The sequence below is a fragment of the Streptomyces sp. NPDC006510 genome (assembly GCF_040611955.1).
Taxonomy (GTDB): Bacteria; Actinomycetota; Actinomycetes; order Streptomycetales; family Streptomycetaceae; genus Streptomyces.
Window position 1 is genome coordinate 76,858 of sequence record NZ_JBEXPH010000001.1, and the last position, 17,600, is coordinate 94,457.

The 17,600-nt window shown below is 69.0% G+C and carries 20 protein-coding genes and 1 pseudogene; 9 read left to right on the top strand and 12 right to left on the bottom strand.

Annotation, left to right across the window (positions count from 1 at the left end; translation table 11 throughout):
• The first annotated feature begins 63 nt into the window (after positions 1 to 63).
• The gene (locus ABZY11_RS00380; RefSeq protein ID WP_356476952.1) at positions 64 to 1,128 is read left to right on the top strand and encodes a hypothetical protein; all 1,065 of its coding nucleotides are present in this window, start codon (positions 64 to 66) and stop codon (positions 1,126 to 1,128) included.
• Between the two features lie 89 nt (positions 1,129 to 1,217).
• On the opposite strand, the gene ABZY11_RS00385 is transcribed toward ABZY11_RS00380, so the two are convergent.
• From ABZY11_RS00385 to ABZY11_RS00400, 4 genes are all read right to left on the bottom strand, one after another.
• The gene (locus ABZY11_RS00385; RefSeq protein WP_356476953.1) at positions 1,218 to 2,204 is read right to left on the bottom strand and encodes an iron-siderophore ABC transporter substrate-binding protein; all 987 of its coding nucleotides are present in this window, start codon (positions 2,202 to 2,204) and stop codon (positions 1,218 to 1,220) included.
• A 91-nt stretch (positions 2,205 to 2,295) separates the two neighbouring features.
• The gene (locus ABZY11_RS00390; protein WP_356477073.1) at positions 2,296 to 3,168 is read right to left on the bottom strand and encodes an ABC transporter ATP-binding protein; all 873 of its coding nucleotides are present in this window, start codon (positions 3,166 to 3,168) and stop codon (positions 2,296 to 2,298) included.
• An 11-nt stretch (positions 3,169 to 3,179) separates the two neighbouring features.
• A complete protein-coding gene (locus tag ABZY11_RS00395) occupies positions 3,180 to 4,262 on the bottom strand; it encodes an iron chelate uptake ABC transporter family permease subunit (RefSeq protein ID WP_356476954.1) in 1,083 nt (360 codons plus the stop codon).
• Positions 4,259 to 5,269: an iron ABC transporter permease gene (locus ABZY11_RS00400; protein WP_356476955.1), complete on the bottom strand. Its 1,011-nt coding sequence runs from the start codon at positions 5,267 to 5,269 to the stop codon at positions 4,259 to 4,261. The genes ABZY11_RS00395 and ABZY11_RS00400 overlap by 4 nt, the downstream gene beginning before the upstream one ends.
• 131 nt (positions 5,270 to 5,400) lie before the next feature.
• Here ABZY11_RS00400 and ABZY11_RS00405 point away from each other — a divergent pair, with 131 nt between their 5' ends.
• Complete coding sequence (locus ABZY11_RS00405; RefSeq protein WP_356476956.1) at positions 5,401 to 6,036, top strand: HAD family hydrolase; 636 nt, start codon at positions 5,401 to 5,403, stop codon at positions 6,034 to 6,036.
• Between the two features lie 229 nt (positions 6,037 to 6,265).
• Positions 6,266 to 8,224 carry a transglycosylase domain-containing protein gene (locus ABZY11_RS00410; protein WP_356476957.1) on the top strand — a complete coding sequence of 653 codons (1,959 nt, stop codon included), beginning with the start codon at positions 6,266 to 6,268 and terminating at the stop codon, positions 8,222 to 8,224.
• Between the two features lie 60 nt (positions 8,225 to 8,284).
• On the opposite strand, the gene ABZY11_RS00415 is transcribed toward ABZY11_RS00410, so the two are convergent.
• A complete protein-coding gene (locus ABZY11_RS00415) occupies positions 8,285 to 8,746 on the bottom strand; it encodes an ATP-binding protein (RefSeq protein WP_356476958.1) in 462 nt (153 codons plus the stop codon).
• Positions 8,747 to 8,950: 204 nt separating this feature from the next.
• Here ABZY11_RS00415 and ABZY11_RS00420 point away from each other — a divergent pair, with 204 nt between their 5' ends.
• Positions 8,951 to 9,796: a helix-turn-helix transcriptional regulator gene (locus ABZY11_RS00420; RefSeq protein WP_356476959.1), complete on the top strand. Its 846-nt coding sequence runs from the start codon at positions 8,951 to 8,953 to the stop codon at positions 9,794 to 9,796.
• A gap of 11 nt (positions 9,797 to 9,807) precedes the next feature.
• Positions 9,808 to 9,999, top strand: coding sequence for a DUF397 domain-containing protein (locus ABZY11_RS00425; protein WP_356476960.1), 192 nt, complete (start codon positions 9,808 to 9,810; stop codon positions 9,997 to 9,999).
• Positions 10,000 to 10,288: 289 nt separating this feature from the next.
• Here ABZY11_RS00425 and ABZY11_RS00430 read toward each other — a convergent pair whose 3' ends face one another.
• The 4 genes from ABZY11_RS00430 to ABZY11_RS00445 form a co-directional block, all read right to left on the bottom strand.
• Positions 10,289 to 10,873, bottom strand: coding sequence for a hypothetical protein (locus ABZY11_RS00430; protein WP_356476961.1), 585 nt, complete (start codon positions 10,871 to 10,873; stop codon positions 10,289 to 10,291).
• Positions 10,870 to 12,039, bottom strand: coding sequence for a hypothetical protein (locus ABZY11_RS00435; protein WP_356476962.1), 1,170 nt, complete (start codon positions 12,037 to 12,039; stop codon positions 10,870 to 10,872). Before ABZY11_RS00435 ends, ABZY11_RS00430 begins: the two co-directional genes overlap by 4 nt.
• 62 nt (positions 12,040 to 12,101) lie before the next feature.
• Positions 12,102 to 12,851, bottom strand: coding sequence for an ATP-binding cassette domain-containing protein (locus tag ABZY11_RS00440; protein ID WP_356476963.1), 750 nt, complete (start codon positions 12,849 to 12,851; stop codon positions 12,102 to 12,104).
• A gap of 73 nt (positions 12,852 to 12,924) precedes the next feature.
• The gene (locus ABZY11_RS00445; protein WP_356476964.1) at positions 12,925 to 13,125 is read right to left on the bottom strand and encodes a hypothetical protein; all 201 of its coding nucleotides are present in this window, start codon (positions 13,123 to 13,125) and stop codon (positions 12,925 to 12,927) included.
• A 200-nt stretch (positions 13,126 to 13,325) separates the two neighbouring features.
• Here ABZY11_RS00445 and ABZY11_RS00450 point away from each other — a divergent pair.
• Positions 13,326 to 13,542, top strand: a pseudogene (locus ABZY11_RS00450) (HAD hydrolase-like protein); the annotation flags it as partial.
• A gap of 196 nt (positions 13,543 to 13,738) precedes the next feature.
• Positions 13,739 to 14,296, top strand: a complete 558-nt coding sequence (locus ABZY11_RS00455; protein ID WP_356476965.1) for a Uma2 family endonuclease — start codon at positions 13,739 to 13,741, stop codon at positions 14,294 to 14,296.
• Between the two features lie 100 nt (positions 14,297 to 14,396).
• On the opposite strand, the gene ABZY11_RS00460 is transcribed toward ABZY11_RS00455, so the two are convergent.
• Positions 14,397 to 14,588, bottom strand: a complete 192-nt coding sequence (locus ABZY11_RS00460; RefSeq protein ID WP_356476966.1) for a hypothetical protein — start codon at positions 14,586 to 14,588, stop codon at positions 14,397 to 14,399.
• Positions 14,589 to 14,631: 43 nt separating this feature from the next.
• On the opposite strand from ABZY11_RS00460, the gene ABZY11_RS00465 reads away from it, so the two are divergent.
• Both ABZY11_RS00465 and ABZY11_RS00470 read left to right on the top strand, forming a co-directional pair.
• Positions 14,632 to 15,312, top strand: coding sequence for a DUF5753 domain-containing protein (locus ABZY11_RS00465; protein ID WP_356476967.1), 681 nt, complete (start codon positions 14,632 to 14,634; stop codon positions 15,310 to 15,312).
• A gap of 11 nt (positions 15,313 to 15,323) precedes the next feature.
• Positions 15,324 to 15,515 carry a DUF397 domain-containing protein gene (locus tag ABZY11_RS00470; protein WP_356476968.1) on the top strand — a complete coding sequence of 64 codons (192 nt, stop codon included), beginning with the start codon at positions 15,324 to 15,326 and terminating at the stop codon, positions 15,513 to 15,515.
• Positions 15,516 to 15,537: 22 nt separating this feature from the next.
• Here the strand turns inward: ABZY11_RS00470 and ABZY11_RS00475 are convergent, their stop codons facing one another.
• The gene (locus ABZY11_RS00475; RefSeq protein WP_356476969.1) at positions 15,538 to 16,134 is read right to left on the bottom strand and encodes a DUF1877 family protein; all 597 of its coding nucleotides are present in this window, start codon (positions 16,132 to 16,134) and stop codon (positions 15,538 to 15,540) included.
• The gene (locus ABZY11_RS00480; RefSeq protein ID WP_356476970.1) at positions 16,134 to 17,600 is read right to left on the bottom strand and encodes a DUF6177 family protein; all 1,467 of its coding nucleotides are present in this window, start codon (positions 17,598 to 17,600) and stop codon (positions 16,134 to 16,136) included. Before ABZY11_RS00480 ends, ABZY11_RS00475 begins: the two co-directional genes overlap by 1 nt.

A 17,600-nucleotide genomic window follows, 5' to 3' on the forward strand; every position in this document is an offset into this window, starting at 1 on the left:
GACGGGCCCGAGAGGCTCTGAGGGCGCTACCGTCGGTGCAGGGCGGTAGAGGGGAACGATCGCGTGGGGATCGAGAGCGACCAGCTGGTCTACGACTATCTGAGCCGGGTCGGGGACCTGGCACAGCAGCAACAGCTGTCCTCGGCCGCCCGGATGAGGCTCGTGTCGACGCTCCGGGGCGAGATCGACCGACAGCGCGGGAAGCAGTCCGGAGACAGCCCGGCGGCGGTCCGCCGCATCATCGGGAGGCTCGGCACACCGGACGAACTGGTGGCCGCCGCGGCCACGTCGGGCGACGGTCCGGTGGAGATCGCGGGGAAGCCGGAGCCCGCGGCGGAGGAAGGACGCGGCATTCCCCGTCCGCGCAAGGGGCTGCTCCGGAAGGACGGCAAAGACAGTTCAGGCAAGGGCGCGTCGCAGCCGGAGGAGCCCACCTCCGGTACGCCGGAGGCGTCGCGCGGCCGGGTGCCTTCGCCGCCGCACATGGCCGGTACGGACGAGCTGGGGCCGTCCGGGAGCGAGCCCGACTGGTGGCGGATCGAGCCGGGGCCGTTCGGTGACGGGGTCGATGTGCCGGGGTTCGTCGGCGGCGTCGAGATCCCGGACATGATGAGGCCGCCGCCGTCCCGGGACGCGGTGCCGCGCCCGCGCGCGGCGGTGGACGAGGAGCCGGACGAGGACGAGGAGTCCGGCGAGGATACCGGCGACGAGGAGGAGGAGGCGCCGCGCCGCCGCCGGCTTCCGCGGCTCCGCCGCCGTGCGCCGCGCGAGGACGGGGCGGGCGGGCGCGGGATCTCCCACCCGCTGCTGCTGCTCGCGGCCGTGCTGCTGGTGGCGGGCGCCGTGACGGGTTCCTGGCTGGCCCTGGCGGGCGGCTGGCTGCTCGCGTACAGCTCGCGCACGCTGTCCCGCGCGGAGGCGAAGTGGGCCGCGATGGGGCTGCCGGGCGTGGTCGCGGCGGGCGCTCTGGTCTGGCTGTGGGGCAGGAGCGACGGCCGGTGGGGCGAGCCCATCGGCAGCGGGCAGATGGGCGACGCGATCGGTCAGATGTGGCCGTGGGTGGTGCGGGGGGCGGCCGTCGCCTCCGCGCTCTACCTGGTGTGGAGGTCGCGGAGGCCACGGTCGTGACGGCCGGGCGTGAGGCGGTCTGACGGCCGGGTGTCAGCCGGTCGTCTTCGTTTGAAAAGGAACGTCGGCCGGTCGGCTTCGCCCGAACGTCAGCCGGTCATCTTCGTCTGGAACTCGTCGAGGATCTGGCCCGCGGCCGTGTAGCCGATGCCCGCGATCCACAGCCGGTCGTCGACCTTGAAGACCTTGCCGTCCTTGGACGCCTTCAGCCCCTTCCACAGGCCGCTGTTCATCGTCTTGGTCGTCCCCGCCTTCGCCGGGTCGCCGTACGTCGACGTGAAGACGACGTCCGCGTCCGCCAGGTCGATCTTCTCGGGCGACACGTCGTACGAGAAGCCGTCCTTGGCCTTGTCGGTGATCGCGGGGCGGCCCATGCCGAGGTCGGCGAGGATCGAGCCGATGTAGTTCTGCTTGCCGTAGATGCGGATGTCGGCGCCCTCGACGAAGCGGACGAAGTTGACGTCGGTGTCGGCGGCCTTCTCCTTGCCGCCGATCGCCTCGGTCACCTTCGCGACATGGGCGTCGTAGTCGGCGACGACCTTCTTCGCCTCGGCCTGCTTGCCGAGCGCTTCCGCGTGCAGCTGGAAGTTCTCCTTCCAGGCGGTTCCGGTGGACTCCGTCATCACGGTGGGGGCGATCGCCTTCAGCTGCTCGTAGCGGTCGCCGTCCCGGACCTTGCTGGTGAGGATCAGGTCCGGCTTCAGCGAGGCGACGGTCTCCAGGTTGGGGTTGGCGATCTCGCCGACCTCCTTGATGTCCTTCGTCCGGTCCGCGGGCAGGTAGGAGGGGAAGCTGTCCTCCGACGCCGAGTGCGTCGCGCCGACGGGCTGCACGCCGAGGGTGAGCGCGGAGTCCAGCTCACCGGTGTCGAGGACCACGACGCGCTTGGGATCCACGGGGACCTTGACGTCACCCATGGCCGTCTTGACCGTGTGGGTCTCGGCGCTTCCGGAGTCGGAGCCGGAGCCGCTGGCGCTCCCGCCGGACTCCGAGAATCCACAGGCGGAGAGCGTGAGCGCGCCGACCAGGGAGAGAGCGCCGAGAGCGAGGCCGCGGCGGCGGATGGAGGGGGCCATGGGAAGCCCTACTTTCTTGTCGTGGGTTCGAAGGAGTGGGGCTGGTCGTCGGTCGCGTACGCGCCGGGGTGACCGGGACCGGTGCGCGGGTTCACCGAGCCGGTTCGGCCTGCCACGGAGCACCCGGCACCACGAGCGGCGAACCGGTCACCGGGTCCGGGACGATCACCGCTTCCAGGCCGAAGACCTCGCGTACGAGACCGGCCGTGACGATGTCCTGCGGGCGGCCCTCGGCGACGATCCGGCCCGCCTTCATGGCAACCAGGTGGTCCGCGTACCGGGCGGCCTGGTTGAGGTCGTGGAGCACGGTGACGACGGTCCGGCCGCGGCTGCCGTCCGCCGCCGGGGCGGTGAGCCGGCGCACCAGGTCCAGGACCTCCACCTGGTGCGCGATGTCGAGGTACGTGGTCGGCTCGTCGAGCAGCAGCAGATCGGTCTCCTGGGCGAGCGCCATCGCGATCCAGACCCGCTGGCGCTGACCGCCGGACAGCTCGTCCACGGACCGTTCGCCGAGCGCCGTGATGTCCGTACGCTCCATCGCGTCCGTCACCGCCCGCTCGTCCTCCTCCGACCACTGCTGCCACCAGTGCTGATGCGGCTGACGCCCGCGGGCGACGAGGTCGCTGACGGTGATCGCCTCGGGGGCCACCGGGGTCTGCGGCAGCAGCCCGATCGACTGTGCGATCTTCCGGGTGGGGATCTTCGACAGCTCGGTGCCGTCGAGGAGCACGGCCCCACCGCGCGGCTTGAGGAGCCGGCCGAGCGCGCGCAGGGTGGTCGACTTGCCGCAGGCGTTCGGGCCGACGATGACCGTGACCCGGCCGTCCGGGACGTCGAGGTCCAGCGCGTCGACGACGGTGCGGTCCTCGTACGCGAGCGTCAGCTCCCGCGCGGTGAGCCGACCGGTCGCGTCCGCCGTGTTGCCGGTCGCGGCCCCGGTGCCGGTCGCCGTGGTGTCGGACATAGGGGTCGAACTCATGCTGTGCCTCCACTACGGCCGCGACCGCCGCCCTGACCGCGGATGATCAGCCAGATCAGATACGGGGCGCCGACCGCCGCCGTCAGTACGCCCACCGGCAGCTCGGTGGGCGAGAAGAGCCTGCGTGCCAGCAGATCCGCGAACACCACGATCACCGCGCCCAGCAGCGCCGAGCAGAGCAGTGGGATCTGTGCGGTGCGGGTCATCCTGCGGGCGATCTGCGGGGCGAGGAGCGCCACGAAGTCGACCGGCCCGGCCGTCCCCGTCGCCACGGACGCCAGGACCACCCCGAGCGCGACCAGCCCCAGCCGTACCCGCCCCAGCCGTACCCCGAGCGCGGTCGCGGTGTCGTCGTCCATCGAGACGGTGCGCTGGGCGCGGGCCGCCCACAGGACGGCGGGCAGCAGGATCAGCAGCGTCCAGCCGATCGGCGCGGCCTCGGCCCAGCCGCGGCCGTTGAGCGAGCCGGTCATCCAGATCTGTGCCTGCTGGGCGACCAGGTAGTCGCCCTTCGTCAGGAACAGCGTGGTGACCGAGCGCAGCGCGATGGCGAAGCCGATGCCGATGAGGACGAAGCGGGTGGCGTGCAGCCCGCCGCGCCAGGCGAAGACGTACACGAGCGCCGCCGCGGCCACCCCGCCGATCACGGAGAGGTACGGCAGCACGGTGTACGAGGTGATGCCGAAGGTCATCGCGCCGACCGTGAGCGCGCTCGCCCCCTGGCTGATGCCGATGATGTCCGGGCTGGCCAGCGGATTGCGGGCGACGGTCTGGATCAGCGCACCGGCGATCCCGAAGGCCGCACCGACCAGCAGCCCCACGGTCATCCGCGGCAGCCGCAGCGTGCCGACGACCAGTTCGTCCGGGGACGGCTGCCCCAGCACCACCTTCACGACCTCGCCGGGCGCGACGAAGCTCTCGCCGACGCAGAGGTACGCGACACAGACGGCGGCGAGCAGCACGACGAGGGCGGTGGCGACCAGGGCCGCCCGCCGGTGCAGCAGGAACCGCGCCCGCGCCCCGATCCGTACGACGTGATACCCGGCGGGCCGCACCCGGACCGCAGCTTCGGCGCTCATGCGGGCACCGCCTTCCGGCGTACGAGGGCGACCAGGAACGGCACCCCGATCAGTGCCGTCATCACACCCGCCGGAACCTCGCTCGGCGGGAAGACGATACGGCCGATCACATCGGACACCAGCAGCATCACGGGCCCGATCAGCGCCGCCATCGGCAGCACCCAGCGGTGGTCGGAGCCGACGATCGCGCGGGCGATGTGCGGGACGGCGAGCCCGATGAACGCGATCGGCCCGGCCGCCGCGACACCGGCACCGGTCAGCACGGTGGCACCGATGCCGCCGACGATCCGTACCGTCGCGACGTTCTGCCCGAGCCCCTTCGCGACATCCTCGCCGAGCGCCAGCGCGTCGAGCCCGCGGGCGACGGACAGTACGAGCACCGTCCCGACCAGCATGAACGGCCAGATCTGCGCCGCCACCTCGGCCTCGCGCCCGCCCAGCGAGCCGACCTGCCAGAAACGGAACTCGTCCAGCGCGGACGCCTTGGTCGTCAGTACCGCCGAGGTCACCGACACCAGCAGCGCGTTGATGGCGGCGCCGCCCAGCGCGAGCTTCACGGGGGTGGCGCCCCCGCGCCCGCTCGACGCGATCGCGTACACGGCGACGGAGGCGATCGCCGCCCCCGCGAAGCCGAACCACACGTACCCCGTCAGGGTGTGGATCCCGGCGTACGCGATGGCCAGCACCACGCCCACCGAGGCGCCCTGGCTGATGCCGAGGATGCCGGGGTCGGCGATGGGGTTACGGGTGATGCCCTGGAGCACCGTGCCCGCGAGGGCGAGTGCTGCGCCGACCATCAGCCCGATCAGGGTGCGCGGCACGCGCATGTTCCGGATGACTTCGGCATTGTCGGAGTGCCCGCCGTGCAGCAGGACATCGAACACTTCGGCCCGGGGTATGGAGCGGGCCCCCACGGCCAGGCTGAGGAGCACCGCCACGAGCAGCGCCACGACGGCCGCCGCCGTCGCGAGTGCGCGTCTGGAGCGGCGTGGAGCGGCGGCTGACATCGGACCCAATCAAGTGGCGAAGAACAGGTGGCGAAGAACGGTGCGAAGGTAAGGCTTGGCTAAGTCTAAGCACCGCCGTTTCAGGGCCGAAGGCCGCACCTGGGACGGATGTGCCACCCACCCCCACGACAATGGTTGCCATGCCCTCGCACCCCCTGACGGTCGGCTTCGACCTCGACATGACGCTCATCGACACCCGGCCCGGCATCAAGGCTGCCTACCTGGCACTTTCCGCCGAAACGGGGACACCGATCGACGCCGACCTGGTGGTGAGCAGGCTCGGCCCGCCGGTCGACGAAGAGCTGCGGCACTGGTTCCCGGCCGAGGTGGTGGCCGCGACCGCCGACCGCTATCGCGAGATCTATCCCACACACGCCATCGACCCCAGCCTCGCGCTGCCGGGCGCCCGGGAGTCGGTCGCGGCGATCCACGAACGGGGCGGCCGGACGATAGTCGTCACCGCCAAGCACCAGCCGAGCGCGGAACTCCACATGGCCCACCTCGGCATCGAGCCCGACGCCATCATCGGCGGCCTCTGGGCAGAGGCCAAGGGCCACGCCCTGCGCGAGCACGGCGCGCACATCTACGTCGGCGACCACACCGGCGACGTACGCGGCGCCCGCACGGCCGGCGCCCTGTCGGTGGCGGTCACCACGGGCCCGTGCGACGCGACGGAACTCCGGGCGGCGGGGGCGGACGTCGTCCTGTCGTCCCTGACGGAGTTCCCGGCCTGGCTGGTCGGGTACCTGGACGGGGACGCGGCGTAGGGCCTTCGGCCGAGGCAGATTCACTGAGTGCCGGGCGGCCATGCCTCCGGACGCTCCCGCGGCGGGCTGACGACCTCAATCCACCTGGCTGCCGACGGCCGCTGTGCTCTGTCCTCGGTTCGCCACCCGTGTCGGACGGGGCTCCGAGACAACCCGATCGCGATCCGGAACATCTCCTCTCACAAGTCCGCACCGCACCGGTGCGGGACGGTGAACGAGGAGCCGGAGCATGGCCCGACGCCCCATCCGCCCGACCCGCCTTCGCGGGCTTCGTGTCGACTACCCCCGCCGGGGGAGAAGCAACTGGCGCCGCTGGGCCCCTTCGTGGCGGCAGGCGCTGAGCGGGATCCTGCTCGGATCCGGAGCGCTGGCCGGGCTGTTCGCCGTGGTCTACGCATCCGTCGACATCCCGGACGAGAACGCCGAGGCGCGCAGGCAGGGCACCGTCTACTACTGGGCGGACGGCAGCCAGATGGTGAGCGTGGGCGCGGTCGATCGGCAGAACGTCACGCTCGCCGACATACCCGATTCGGTGGAGAACGCGGTCATCGCCGCCGAGAACGAGACCTTCTACTCCGACTCGGGCGTATCGGCGAAGGGGATCGCCCGCGCGGCCGTCAGCATGGTCAAAGGCGGTGAGACCCAGGGCGGCTCCACCATCACCCAGCAGTACGTGAAGAACACCTATCTCAGCCAGGAGCAGTCGGCCACCCGGAAGTTCAAGGAGTTCTTCATCTCGCTGAAGCTGAGCAACAAGCAGAGCAAGGAGGAGATTCTCCAGGGATATCTGAACACCAGCTGGTTCGGCCGCGGCGCCTACGGCATCCAGGCAGCGGCGCACGCGTATTACGGAATCCCCGCGAAGGACCTCGATCCCGGCCAGGCGGCGCTGCTCGCGTCCCTGCTCAAGGGGGCGGAGCAGTACGACCCCGCAGGCGGCAAAGGCAACCACGAACGAGCCGTCGACCGCTGGGAGTGGATCCTCGACCGGCAGGTGGAGATCGGCACGATGACGAAGGCCGAGCGGGCCGCGTACCAGAAGTTCCCCGAGCCGAGGCCGGCCGCCAAGCCGACCAGCCTCGGCGGCCAGACCGGCTATCTCGTCGACATCGCCAACAAGTACATCAAGAAGCGCTCGGGCCTCACTGACAAGGACCTCTTCCGGGGCGGCTACCGGGTGCACACCACGTTCGACAAGGCCAGGGTGGGGCAGCTGGAACGGGCCGTGCGGAGCGTGCGCAAGCGCGACCTCGACCCCAAGAAGCGTCCCGAGGACAAGTACGTCGAGGTCGGCGCCGCATCCGTGCGGTCCGACGGGGCCGTGGTCGCGGTGTACGGCGGAGCCGACGCGGTCACCCACTTCACCAACAACGCCGACACCGCGGGCGTCCCCGTCGGCTCGGCCTTCAAGCCCTTCGTGCTGGCAGCGGCCCTTCAGCACGGCGACGGGATCACCCTGGACAGCGGCTACGACAGTGAGGGGCGTCTGATCAAGGACGGCCCGTACGCGGCGCTTCCCACCCCGCCGGGTGCCGGTCCCGGCCAGGTGATGGTCACGGCGCCGACGCCCCTGCGCGATGCGCTGGTCAAGTCGTCCAACGCAACCTTCGTGCTGCTCGGCAAGGGCATCGGGCTGAAGAAGGTGAAGGAACTGGCGGTATCGGCCGGGCTGCACGAGGAGAGTCTGGCCCGCCTGGACAAGTCCTTTCCCCTCGGCACGTCCACACCCAGCGCGGTCAGGATGGCGGACGCGTACACCGCCTTCAGTAACGACGGTATGAGGGCCGATCCCTACTCGGTGACCAGGGTGACCCGGGACGGCGAGGCGGTCGAGGGCTTCGGGAAGCCCGAGCTGCGGCGCGCGATGGACGCCTCGGTAGCCAACGATGTGAACAACACCCTGGGGATGGTGGCCTGGACGCGGCTGGGTCGGGACGGGAAGTTCGCCATGTTGGCCGGGCCCAAGGCTGCCGACGACGTCTCGGCAGGCGCGACCGGCGAGGACGACCGGATGAAGTCGGCCTGGTTCATCGGCCACACCAAGGGGCTGACCACGGCCGTCACGATGTTCCGCAGCAAGCCGGGCACCCCTCAACTGCTGGGAATGCAGGGCGTGGGCGGACCCGATTCGGGGCGCGGCAATGTCTTCCCGCTCCGGATCTGGAACGCCTACGTCATGGGGACGTAGACCCACCCCCGTCCGCGATCCCCCCGACGAGGGAGCCGGTGCCGGGTGCGGGATGCGGGTTCACCGGGCGCCGTACGACGGAGCGTCGTCCGTCTTGGCCGCGCACTCCACCCAGAGCAGCTTCCCGCCCTGCCCCGGCAGCCCGCCCCGCATCGGGTACGCGCCCCAGCGCTCCGCGTACAGCGTGACGAGATACAGCCCCCGTCCGCGCTCGGCCAGCTCCTCCGGCGCCTCGGCGCTCCAGCGGAACGGCGCCGGAATGTGCGGATCGGTGTCCCAGACGCTCAGCCGTACCCGGCCGTGCCCGGCGTCGCGCAGGCGGAGGGAGTACGGCCCCGAGGAGTACAGGTAGGCGTTGGTGACCAGCTCGCTGGCCAACAGTTCGGCGGTCTCGGTGAGTTCGGGCATGCCGTGCACGCGCAGGACGTTGCGGAGGGTGGCACGGGCGACGCCGGGGGCGCGGGGATCCTGTGGGAGTTGGAGTGTGTATGTCCAGGGCGGGGATACCGTGGAACCGACCATGGAAGTCTCCGTTCACGGAGGGAAGTTGAAGGATGCACTTCGAGTTGCCCGGTGACGAGGCCGCTCCGTCGAGCGGGGTACTTCCGGGCGGGTGGCCTGAGATCCAAGGTAGCGATTCACGGTTAACGTGTTAACCGAATCTCGACGAATCCATAAACTGACACCCTTGTGGGTGACCAGCCGCTCAAGGAGGCGAGCAAGCCCGTGAGAACCAACCCGACGGGTCGCCAACTCCGTTTTGGCTCCGAGCTGCGCAAACTTCGCGAGCGCGCAGGCCTCACCGCTACCCAGGCCGGTCAACTCCTGGGTATCAAGCAGAACCAGATCAGCAACATGGAGGCGGGGCGCATCGGCGTGAGCCCTGAGCGTGTACGTGCCCTGGCCTGCCACTACAACTGCACTGACAGGGACATCGTCGCCGCGCTCGGGAACATGACCAATGACCGCACGCGCGGATGGTGGGAGGAGTACCGGGAGATCCTTCCCGCGCCGCTCCTCGACCTGGCGGAGGTCGAACACCACGCCCGTCGGCTGCGGACAGCCGTGACCGTTCACATCCCCGGTCTCCTTCAGACCGCGGAGTACGCGCGCGAGGTCTTCCGCCAGGACGTACCGGAGTTGTCACCTCCCGACATCGAGCACCGCGTCTCTTTCCGCATCAAGCGACAGGCTGTCCTGTTCCGGGAATCACCGACACCTCACCAGGCCGTCATCCACGAGGCCGCGCTGCGCATGCAGTTCGGCGGCCCGGAGGTGACCCGCAAGCAGCTTCAGCATCTTCTCGATATGGGCGAACGGGATCACATCACTCTTCAGGTGATCCCCTTCTCCGCAGGGACCTTCGCCGGGTCCGGCCAGTCGATCTACTACTTCCTGGGGTCGGTGCCACAGCTCGACACCGTGAATCTGGACCAGTCCCACGGTCCTGTATTCCTCGATGCCGAGGCCCAACTGGAGAAATACCGCGTGCTGCTCAGCCGCATAGAAGCGACCGCGCTGGACCACAACACTTCCAGGGACTTCATCCACAACATCATCCGCGACCTGTGAAGGAATCCGAGATGTCCTCTCCCGTATGGCAGAAGTCGTCCTACTGTGCCCAGGGCAATTCCTGCGTGTACGTGGCCGCACCCGTCCCTGGCACGGTCAGCCTCACCGAATCCGGCGACCCCACTGAGGCGATACTCCGCACCACACCACGCGTGTGGGCCGCCCTCGTGCGTACCCTCAAAGAGGGCCACTGCCAGGACTGACTGCGGGATACAGGACCGCGGTCTGCGCCTCAACAGCGAAACGTGAACCGAATTCCGGCTCGGTCGGCTGCTGGGAGACGGCATCCTGGACGAAGACGTCCAGAGTCAGCGACACGTCGCCGAGGACATCCGAGTAGTCGCACAGGACAAGAGACTCCAGTTGCGCCGGGTCGGACCCGACGGGCTCTGTACTGGGCACAAGGGACGGTTCTCCCTGTCGTGCCCTCTCAGGCCAACCCCGCAGAACGGGATGTCCCACCCAAGGCTGACAGAGAGGGCGGAGGACTGGTCATCTGGATGAGCGTGTCGATGAAAGGCGCTGGCCGGATGCCAGCAGCCCCAATCCGAACAGAACGGCAGCCGCCGTCCAAGCGCTCAGATTCTCGGATGGGTAGAGGGTGAGGGCCCACCACTCGCCAGTAGGTTGCCCGGAAGGCTGGTAGGCGCGGCCGAGGCTGGCGCTGGCCAGCAGGAGGAGTAGACATGCGGCTCCAGCTGCTGCCTCGTTACTGAGCCTCCGGACGATCAGGGCAACGGCGAGGAGCACCATCAGGTTGCGTGGGATGTCCATGCCCACGATGAGGCCGAGCAGGTGGCACAACGCCACAGCTGCCGTCACAGCGCTTAGGTCCCGGCGCTCCACATGCACAACCGCGGTCATCTCCGGCGCAGTGAGGCGGCGGTCGAGGCAGTACAGGATGGCCCCGATGACCAGGAGGGGTGTGAAGTACTGGACGCGCATGCTGACCATGCCGCCAAGAAAGCCGGGGACGGGCACTTCTGTCCCACCGAGCACCCAGCAGACCAGCGCCAGCAGAACGAGTGCTGCGGGCACGGTCCACCAGCGTCGTACGACGGAGAAGTAGATCTTCATGTCTGACCCACCACGCAGTGCGTCTGGTCCTGAGCGGCTTTGGTGAACCAGTTGGCCTGCTGCGCGGCCGGAAGCTCACGTATCCGCTGTACCTGTGTCCAGTCCTGGGGAGGGACGCTTGCCTGCACGCTCCTCTCGTCCACACCTAGGACCAGCAGCGCCCATGTATCGGCCAGATACGGCTGTCGGCAGTTTCGCACGCCATGGAGCGCGGCAACGCCGGTGACGGCCGACCGCGCGAGGTCGATCTCGAATTGCTCGGTAGAGTTCTCCGGCGACCAGTACAGAGGCCAGGTGCCCGGCTTCAGGCCGAGGTCGTCAGAGGCCATCCGCAGGGTTCGTGGGGAGGGTACTCCGGCAGCTCGCAGCGCCTCCAGCGCAGGCAAGGAATCACTGCGTAGGCCCGCGGCCTTCTCTTTGTACTCCTCGGGCAGGCAGAGCGCGGGCGACTTGCCGACGCATACGGTGTGGCCGACACGCGCATTGGTCAGCGGGCTGTAACCCCAGTCCGACACAAGACTGCGGCCGGTGACGAGCGTGGCTACGAGCACTGCCACGCTGACCGCGAGCAGCCACGGCCTGCGGCGGACCCCCGCCAGCAGGACAACGGCCACTGTGAGACCTGCTGTGACCAGCCATGGAACTAGGTAGACGAGCGGGTCAAGGGTGTCGGTCAGGGTAGATCCTTCGGTCGCGAAACCGGTCAGGTGACGCCAGGCGGGAGCGCTCATGGAGCGCGGAACGGCCAGCCATACCCAGCTGCCGACTGCGGCAATCAGTGCTGCTACGGCGCGGGGGCACAGCAGCCCAACTACCCAGCCAATGACCATCCAGCCGCATGGGAGCACCAGCAGGTGTCCGACTGCGAGCAAACCAGCGCCGCTCGGCCAGACGCCGACTGCAAGCCTGGCCATGATGAGGGCGCCGGCAACGAGGAGAAGATGGAGCGCGAAGACAGGCCGGACTGCCCAGAACCACTGCCGCACCGTGCTTCGCGAGCTGACTTTCCGGATGTCTCCGACACTGCGTTGGCGGCCGGCTTCCCAGGCGGCGGCTCCAGCCACCGCCGGAGCGATCACCGTGATTCCCCACGAGGCGAGTTCACCCGACGCGGGGCCGTAGTTGGGGACGCCCCAAAAGTTCTCGCCCCCGACGAAGCTGCCCATGTAAAGGAGCGCCGGCAGAATCAGCCAGGGAGTGGAGGACGCGCGCAGGTTCCCGAGTGAGATCACTGTTCCACAGCTCCCAGCAGAGCCGAGTACGCGCTCTCCAAACGCCGTCCTGGAACGCTTTCGGAGGCGGCGTGACTTTCGAATTCCGCTACTCCGCCCTGGAATCTCGGAGTGCCGTTCTCCAGGACTACGACCTCGTCGAAGGCCTGGTGCAAGTCGGCTATGTCGTGGGTGGAGACGATCACGTGCACGCTTCCACGGAGTTCGACGAGCAGGTCGTGGAACCTGCGGCGTTGGTTGGGGTCCAGGCCGACCGTAGGCTCATCCAGGAGAAGGAGTTCCGCGTCGTGGACCAATGCCTGGGCGATGGCCAGCCGCTGCTGTTGTCCGCCGGACAGGGTGCCGACCTTGTCTTTGATCTTCGCCGTCAGTCCGACACGCTCAATCGCTGCGGGGGCGGCACGCCATGCTTCCCGCTCACGCATCCCTTTGAGCCAGCCGACGTAGGCGACGTGTTCGTGGCAGGTCATCCCCGGAAGAAACGAAGTCCGCTGGGGCAGCCAGGACACCTTGCGCCGGTAGTCGTGCAGGGTCCTGCTGTTCGTGGACCGCAGCTCACCGAAGCAGACCTTTCCCCCCTGGGGGGCGCTCGCGCTCGCTCCGAGCGTGAGCAGCGTGCTCTTGCCGGCCCCGTTGGGGCCCAGGAGCACGGTGTTGCCTGGCGAGAAACTCAGATCGAGTCTGTCGATGACAGGGCGTGTCCTGCGGCTGTAGCGGAACGTGCAGGACTGGTAGTGCAACGGCATGAAGACAACCTCATCGACAGAACATGTCCCTCGGCCCACTCCGCATGCGCGGAGTGGGCCGAGGCCAGTGTGATCAGTAGGTGACAGTCAGCGACTTGACCGACACGCTCGCGCCGCCACCATCATTGACGACGAAGTAGTAGTCCCCGGCTCCGTGATCGGACCAATTGCCCGTCGAAGTCGACGAGCTGCTCGCGAAGCACTGTGTGAACGCCGCCCGGGTGTAGTCAGTGTCCGGAAGGTTGTTGACCACCTTGTACAGGGTGACGTTCACGACACTGTTGAAGCCCGAGCATCCGGTAAACGTGATCTTGGTACCCGTGGACGAGCTCGGTGCGTACCACGTGCGGGACTCAAACCCGGGCGCGACACCGGTCAAGCTGCTGCTCCGGCATACGCTGGCGCACCCGCGCTGGTGCTCCGTGGCGGGACGTGCCCGAGCGGTACGGCCTTTGGGAGACGGTCGGCCTGCGGGCCGGGGCCAAGGGCCACGCCCTGCGCGAGCACGGCGCGCACATCTACGTCGGCGACCACACCGGCGACGTACGCGGCGCCCGCACGGCCGACGCCCTCTCGGTCGCGGTCACCACGGGCCCGTGGCGACGCGACGGAACTCCGGGCGGCGGGAGCGGACGTCGTCCTGTCGTCCTTGGCGGAGTTCCCGGCATGGCTGGAGCGGTACGCGGCGTAGGCCGTCGGCGGGGGAGGGGCGGGGCTCGGATCACACCCCTTCGCCGGATCAAGCTCCTTCGGCCGGATCGCGCTCTTGCCGTCACGCCTGCCCGGCAGAATGGGGGTGACGACCACCGTCGTACGGCCTGCCAGAAGACACCCGGCACCGGTCCGGGCCACACTGGCAGTGCTGTGCGGATGAGGAGGTGGAGGGAATGAGCGTTGCAGCCGATCACACAGGGCCGTGGACCGTCGCCGATGTCCTCGCGCTGCCGGAAGACCGCAGCGTCCGGTACGAACTGCTGGGGGAGTCCCTGGTGATGTCCCCCGCCCCCGGCCTGCGCCACCAACGAGCGTCCTTCCGGCTCCACGTGGCCATGGACGCCGCGACCCGCGCCGCCGGCGCACCGGTCGAGATCCTGGAGGCCATCAACGTGACCCTGCCGTCCGGCCTGGTGGTGCCGGACATTGTGGTCGCCGACGCGGGCGCGACCGTCGACGACGGTGTCAGCATCGACGCCGAAGCCGTTCAGCTCGTGGTCGAGCTGGTCTCACCCGGCAACAAGACGATGGACCGGAAGTTCAAGCCCATCCCGCACTACTGGCGCCTGGAATTCGACCCGGCGCCCCGGCTCATCATCACCGAGCTGGAGAACGGCCGGTACGTCGAGCAGACGACCGCCCTGTCCGGCGAGGTCACCCGGCTCGATGCCCCCGTTCCCCTTCGCGATCGACCCGGCCGGACTCGCACGGCAGTAACCGGAACTCCGTGAGGCGGGCGCGGGCATCGTCCCGCCATCCCTTGCGGAATTCCCGGCGCTGCTGGAGCGGCACGCGACGCAGGCCCTCGGGAGGGGCGGGAGCCGAGCTGGATCAGGTGGCCCCCTGCGTCTTGGCCGCGCACTCCACCCAGAGCAGCTTCCCGCCCTGCCCCGGCAGCCCGCCCCGCATCGGGTACGCGCCCCAGCGCTCCGCGTACAGCGTGACGAGGTACAGCCCCCGTCCGCGCTCGGCCAGCTCCTCCGGCGAGGCCGCCAGGCTCCTCGGCGGCAACCAGGCTCGCATCAGTAACATCGAAGCCGGCCGCTACGGTGTCAGCGCCGAGCGGGTGCGCACACTGTCCTGCCACTACGACTGCTCGGACCACGAGTTGGTCAATGCGCTGGCAGCCATGACCGGCGACCGCAAGCGCGGCTGGTGGGAGGAGTACCGCGAGACCCTCTCCAACGGCCTGCTGGACCTGGCGGAGATCGAGCACCATGGGGCCGCGCTGCGCACCTCGCATACAGCCGGACTGCCTGGGCTACTCCAGACCACGGACCATGCACGTGAGGTATTCCGCCAGGTCGTTCCCGCTCTTCCTCCCCCGGAGGTCGAGCACCGCCTGTCTTTTCGCATCAAGCGTCAAAGCGCCGTCTTCCGGGAGGACCCGCCCCCTTACCGTGCGGTCATCCACGAAGCAGCTCTGCACATGGAATTCGGCGGGCCGACCGTGGCCAGACAGCAGCTGGCGCATCTCCTGACCATGAGCGAGCGTGAGCGCGTCACGATTCAAGTGATCCCGTTCAGGGCGGGTGCATACCCAGGGGCGGGCCAGCCCATCTACTACGTACACGGCTCCGTGCCGCAACTGGACACCGTTCAGCTGGATCAGGCACACGGCATCGTCCTCCTGGACACCGAAGCCCAACTCCACAAATACCGCCAGGTCCTGGCCCGTCTGGAGTCGCTCGCCCTGGACGTTGCCGGGTCGCGAGACCTGATACACGCCGTCGCCCAGAACCTGTGAAGGGATCCGAATTGTCGAGTCACATGTGGCAGAAGTCCTCGTACTGCGGCGAGGGCGAGTCCTGCATACACGTAGCCGCCCCCGCCTCCGGCACGGTCGACCTCACCGAGTCCGCCGACCCCACGGGAGCGGTACTCCGCACCACCCCCGCCGCGTGGGCCGCCCTCGTACGTATCCTCAAGGAGGGCCACCGCCAGGACTGACTCCCGAAGAGTCTGCGGCCGGTCAGGAGATGTCCTTGATCACAGCGTTTCCGGCTTCGGCCGCGCGGGCGTAGAAGTCGCGCAGGGTTGCGAAGTCGTCGGCGAGGCTGCCGTCTTCGGCCATGGTTGACTCGTGCTCGCTGCCGTCATCATTCCGGACAGTCGTGCAGAAGGAGTACACGTACACCTCATCCAGCAGATCGCGGCGCTCCCGGATCATCTCGTCCAGGTCGATGCCTTGAAGGAATCGTTCGACGGCACGGACCTCGTCCGGCATCAGCAGCAGGAGATTGTTCATCCGCAGACCATGGCCGCCGCGGCGCCCGACGATGAGGCCTCCCATGATGACGTCGCAGGCAGGCGGTTCACCGGTAGGGGGAGCGAAATCGACCATGTCGATGTTCTCGCACCCGGTCAGCAGTGTGTGGATCGCATCCCAGGTACGTGTGATGTACGTCGACTCCAGCGTGCGCAGCAGGGATCCGGGCCGGTAACAGTCGTCGTTGGAGTTCCACTCGTTGCGAACTCGCTCCCTGCCCGCGTCCGGCCCTTCCGGGTGGTCGAGCAGTTGCAGGATTTCCGCGTTGTCGTGCCGGGTGATTCCCATCCAGAAGCCCACTAGCAGTTCCTTCGATGCAGAGGCGTTGCGTAGCTCACCGAAGTGGTTTCCGTGCGTGCCACGGACTCGCCTGCCTGGTTCGTCTGCCGGGTGGCATTCACATGGTCGTTGATCTGCCGCAGGCGCTGCCAGGCGTTGGGGTCGGTGCCGTTGCCGAGCGTGTAGTGCAGGGCGGGCCGCGTGGCCGGGCCGAGTCGGACGGGCGCGAAAGCAGTGCGGTCCGCTTCGAGATCGGCGACGGCGTCGGGGCCGAGGGTGAAGGAGAGCGGCACCGGGGGCGGTTCGCGGTGGGCGGGGGTGGTCAGATCCGCGCGTGCGGTGCGCAGTTGGCCGATCATCGTGGCGAGGTTGTGCCTGGCGGCCAGGGATTCGGCCAGCTCGGGCATGGCGTCCACCGGAGCGTTCTGATCGGCGCGGTAGCCGACGGCCAGCGTGATGTGCTCCTCGACGCCGAAGTGGGTGCGGGCGGTGCGCACGGTGGCGATCGCCGGGTGGTCGGGGGAGCCGATCGCGACGGCCCAGGTGGGCAGGGACTGCTGAGCGCGAGTACGGGCCAGGTCGGTCAACTGCCGTGGTGACCAGGGAACGCTGACAGGTTCGGCGGTTGCCCATCCGGCGGGCGGGGCTCCGGTGAGTGTGCGCCAGGCCTGTTCCAGGGCACCGCCCAGGACGAGATGCTCGTCGGCGGGGTGGACCGTACGGATGGAGAGCAGCAGCTGCCGTTCGCCTTCGGTGCCGGGGCGGGGCCGGAAGGCGTCCGCGACCTGGGGTCTGTCGTTGGAGGCGTGGGTGAAACGCCCGTCGTGCCAGCGCAGTACGGATCCGGAGAGGCCGTCGTAGTACCCGCACTCGGGGTCGCTCACGACCCAGCGGGAGGGCAGCCCGTCCAGCAGCGTGCGGGCGGGGAAAGTGAGCCGGGTGCTGGGCGGGGTGACGAGCTGGAGTTCGCGCCCGGTGCGGGCCGCGTTGCGCACCACGTCGGTCAGCCAGGTCGAGGCAGCGATCACGGGGCGGCCCTGGATGACGACTGCGGCCTTGTCGGTAAGCAGGTCGAGGCCCATGGGAGTCGCCTCCGTGACGACATCGACGAGATCCGCCACGAGATCGGTATGACCGGCCTCGCGCGGCCAGACGTCGCCTCCGTGCACGGCGGCCACCCGCCCGGCGACGGACCCGGCCAGCCGCGCGGCCCCCTCCACAGAACTGGTCGCCCGCGCCTCGGTCCACCACACGGGCGACTCCGCGTGCACGTCCGGCCCGAGCAACCTGGCCACCTCACCCGGCACTTGGAGGTACCGGGGTGCTTCGAGTGACACCAGTGCCTGCCCGGCGGCTGTGCACAACTGAGCGACGGACCCGTCGCCCGCCCGGTTCACGAGCAGATCGGGACCGCCGGCGTGGAGCGCGGCCAGCAGCGTTCTTGTGTCCGGCATCTGCTGGGTGAGGGCAATGACGTCCTGGGTCAT